The 3,687-nt window shown below is 70.9% G+C and carries 4 protein-coding genes; 1 reads left to right on the top strand and 3 read right to left on the bottom strand.

The genetic code is table 11. From position 1 onward, the window contains the following. The coding region (locus tag AOK17_RS43415) for a GlxA family transcriptional regulator (RefSeq protein WP_055618160.1) at positions 1 to 736 on the bottom strand (736 nt) is incomplete at its 3' end. A gap of 71 nt (positions 737 to 807) precedes the next feature. On the opposite strand from AOK17_RS43415, the gene AOK17_RS43410 reads away from it, so the two are divergent. Then, positions 808 to 2,130 (top strand): MFS transporter, encoded by a 1,323-nt coding sequence (locus AOK17_RS43410; RefSeq protein WP_055618159.1) that lies wholly within the window; start codon positions 808 to 810, stop codon positions 2,128 to 2,130. Between the two features lie 42 nt (positions 2,131 to 2,172). Here AOK17_RS43410 and AOK17_RS43405 read toward each other — a convergent pair whose 3' ends face one another. Together AOK17_RS43405 and AOK17_RS43400 are read right to left on the bottom strand one after the other, a co-directional pair. Further along, on the bottom strand, positions 2,173 to 2,796 hold the full coding sequence (locus AOK17_RS43405; RefSeq protein ID WP_055618158.1) for a flavin reductase family protein: 624 nt from the start codon (positions 2,794 to 2,796) through the stop codon (positions 2,173 to 2,175). Positions 2,797 to 2,870: 74 nt separating this feature from the next. Continuing rightward, positions 2,871 to 3,650, bottom strand: coding sequence for an enoyl-CoA hydratase/isomerase family protein (locus AOK17_RS43400; RefSeq protein ID WP_063997377.1), 780 nt, complete (start codon positions 3,648 to 3,650; stop codon positions 2,871 to 2,873). Between the last annotated feature and the right edge of the window lie 37 nt (positions 3,651 to 3,687).

Here is a 3,687-nt window from a genome sequence, read left to right as displayed (position 1 = left end):
CCATGTCCCGCAGCTGGATCGGTTCGTGCAGACGCGCCAGCGCCCAGGCACGAGCCGCGGTCGTGGACGCCAACTGGGGCTCCGGAACAGGGCGTTGGATGTACTGCGCCTGCCCACCGTCACGGTGCGGCGGCACGACCGTACGGCGGGCCACCTCGTTGGCGACCGCCGTACCGTGATCGCGGCGCACGATGTGGATGCACAGGTCGATCCCGGCCGCGACCCCGGCGGACGTCAGCACGTCGCCGTCGTCGATGAAGAGCACGTCCGCGTCCACCCGCACCTTCGGGAAGAGCCGCTGGAAGTGCTCGGCGGACGCCCAGTGCGTGGTCGCCGGGCGCCCGTCCAGATATCCGGCGGCGGCGAGCACGTACCCGCCCGTGCAGATGGAGACGAGCCGCGTGCCCGGCCGGATCAGCGCGAGGGCCGCGGCCAGCTCGTCCGTGAGTACGCCCTCGTCGTGCACCGGGCCGAGCTCGTACGAGGCGGGAATGACGACGGTGTCGGCGGTGGCGAGGGCCTCCGGGCCGTTCTCCACGAGGATGGAGAAGTCCGCCTCCGCCTCGACCCGGCCCGGCGGCCGGATCGAGCAGGTCACCACCTCGTACAGGCGGCGGCCGTCGGCGTCCTTGGCGCGGCCGAAGATCCGCTGTGGGATGCCGAGCTCGAAGGGGAGGAGGCCGTCCAGGGCGAGGACGACGATGCGGTGGGGATGGAAGGGGGTCTGCGTACCCATGGCCCGATTCTAACGAATGCTGTCCTTCTGGCCACTCGTTCGGAGAGTCCGCAGGCCGGAAGCTCTATGACGTGACACAGACAACCGATGCCGCAGCCACTGAGGCCGCTGCCCTTCAGGACTCCGTGCCCGGCAAGCGCCGTCGGCGGATACACCGGGCCTGGTTCGTCGCCGCCGTGACGTTCGTGACGATCATCGGGGCCGCGGCCTTCCGTTCGCTGCCGGGGCTGCTGATCGACCCGCTGCACGAGGAGTTCCACTGGTCGCGCGGCATGATCGGGCTCGCGGTCTCCGTCAACCTCGCGCTGTACGGGCTCACGGCGCCGTTCGCCGCCGCGCTGATGGACCGGTTCGGCATCCGCCGGGTCGTCGCGATCGCGTTGCTCGTGATCGCGATCGGGTCCGGCGCGACGGTGTGGATGACGACCGCGTGGCAGCTGCTGCTGTGCTGGGGACTGCTGGTCGGGCTCGGATCGGGCTCGATGGCCCTTGCCTTCGCCGCCACCGTCACGAACCGCTGGTTCACCGAGCGGCGCGGCCTGGTCACCGGCATCCTCACCGCCGCCTCGGCCTCCGGGCAGCTGATCTTCCTGCCCGTCCTCTCCTGGATCGTCTCGGAGCACGACTGGCGTCCGGCCGCCGTCACCGTCGCGCTGGCGGCCCTCGCGGTCGTCCCCTTCGTCTGGCTGCTGCTGCGCGACCACCCGGCGGACGTGGGCCTGAAGCCGTACGGGGCAACGGAGTTCGTCGAGAAGCCGCCACCGGTGCCCGGCGCGGCACGGCGTACGGTGAAGGTCCTCTTCTCGGCCGCGCGCACCGGCCCGTTCTGGCTGCTGGCCGGAACCTTCGCGATCTGCGGGGCCTCGACCAACGGCCTGATCCAGACCCACTTCGTGCCCGCCTCCCACGACCACGGCATGCCGATCACGGCAGCCGCCTCGCTCCTCGCGGTCATCGGCGTCTTCGACGTCATCGGCACGATCGCCTCCGGCTGGTTCACGGACCGCTTCGACCCGCGCCGCCTGCTGGCGGTCTACTACGCCCTGCGCGGCATCTCCCTCCTCTTCCTCCCTCTTCTGCTGGCCCCCTCGGTCCACCCGCCGATGATCTTCTTCATCATCTTCTACGGCCTCGACTGGGTCGCCACGGTCCCGCCCACCATCGCCCTGTGCCGCGAGCACTACGGCGAGGACAGCGCCATCGTCTTCGGCTGGGTCCTCGCCTCCCACCAGGTCGGCGCCGCCCTCGTCGCCTTCCTCGGCGGCGTCGCCCGCGACACCTTCGGCTCGTACGACGTCATGTGGTACGCCTCGGGCGCGCTGTGCGCCGCGGCGGCGCTGATGGCGTTGGTGATCCGGAGGCGGCCGGTGGTGGCGCGGACGGCTCTCGTCTGAACTCGTCTCTCGCCTGAACTCGTACGGAGCCGGTGCGTGGCCTCAGTCGGTGGTGAGGCGGCCGAACCGGCCGCGGTGGAACAGCAGGGGCGCGCCTTCGCCGTCCGCCGTGCCCAGGGCGTCCACCCTGCCGACCACGATCAGGTGGTCGCCGCCCGTGTGGACGGCGTGGATCGTGCAGTCGATCCAGGCGGGGGCGCCGACCAGGCGCGGTGACCCGGACACCGGGGCCGGGTCGTGGGCGACCCCGGCGAACTTGTCGGCGCCGCTCACCGCGAAGCCGCGGCACAGGTCGCCCTGGTGGGCGCCCAGGACGTTCACACAGAAGACGCCCGCGCGGGCGATGCGGGGCCAGGTCGTCGACGTACGCGCGACCATGAACGCGATCAGCGGCGGGTCGAGGGACAGGGCGGAGAACGACTGACAGGCGAAACCGGCCGGGCCTGCCGGCTCTCCCTCGCCCGCCGGTGCGGTCACGACGGTCACGCCCGTGGCGAAGTTGCCCAGTACGCGCCGGAATTCGGCCGGGTCGATCGGTGCGCGTTCGTCGTCGCCGACCGCGCGCAGGTCCGGGCGTGGGAGTGGTTCGACCCGACCCGTGGTGTCCGGGGCTCCGGCCGACCTGAGGTAGCGGACCGCCGCGGCGGCCATTCCTGCGTGTCCCATCACATCTTCCATTGAAGCTGACGGGGTGTCAGATTGGAAGGGGTTCTCACGAGCGCGCTCGGTCGCTGCGGGGCTCAGCGGCCGTGGAACTCCGGTCCCCTGCGCTCCACGAACGACTTCACCCCCTCCTGTGCGTCCGCCGTCGTCATGTTGATCTCCTGCGCGTTGGCCTCGGCGGTGAGGGCGGTGGCCCGGTCGGTGTCCAGGGACGCGTTCACCAGTTGCTTGGTGAGGGCGATCGAGCGGGTGGGGCCGCCGGCGAGGCGTTCGGCCCAGGTGCGGGCCGTCTTCTCCAACTCCTCGTCCGGTACGACTCTGTTGACGAGCCCCAGACGTTCCGCGTCCGCGGCGGTCAGGGCGTCGCCGAAGAACATCAGCTCCTTCGCCCGCTGGGGGCCTATCAGGCGGGGGAGGAGGTAGGCGCCGGCGCCGTCCGGGACGAGGCCGCGGCGTACGAACACCTCGATGAATCTTGCCGATTCGGCGGCTATGACCAGGTCGCAGGCGTAGGCGAGGTGGGCGCCTATGCCGGCCGCGGTGCCGTTCACCGCGGCGATCACCGGTTTCTCGCAGTCGAGGATCGCGGTGATCAGGCGTTGGGCGCCCTGGCGGATTACTCGGGCGACGTCTCCCGCTACGCGGTCCGTTGGTGGGCCGCCGCCGCGGAGGTCTGCGCCTGCGCAGAAGCCTTTGCCTGTCGCCGTGATGACCACCGCCCTTACGGCTGGGTCCGCGGACGCCTCCTCGAACAGCCGGATCAGGTGGTCGCGTTGGTCCGGGGTGAGGGCGTTCATGGCTTCGGGGCGGTTGAGGGTGATCCATGAGACGTGGTTGGTGGTGGTGTGGAGTATCACGGGGGTGGTCCGATCCGGTTGGTTGGTTGGTTGGTTG

The organism is Streptomyces phaeochromogenes (assembly GCF_001418655.1).
In the GTDB taxonomy this organism is placed as follows: domain Bacteria; phylum Actinomycetota; class Actinomycetes; order Streptomycetales; family Streptomycetaceae; genus Streptomyces; species Streptomyces phaeochromogenes.
This window is presented reverse-complemented; position numbering and strand designations above follow the sequence as displayed.

Excerpts from the sequence above, each read along its gene's own strand:
- AOK17_RS43405 (WP_055618158.1), bottom strand. The coding sequence starts at position 2,796 with ATGGGACACGCAGGAATGGCCGCCGCGGCGGTCCGCTACCTCAGGTCG.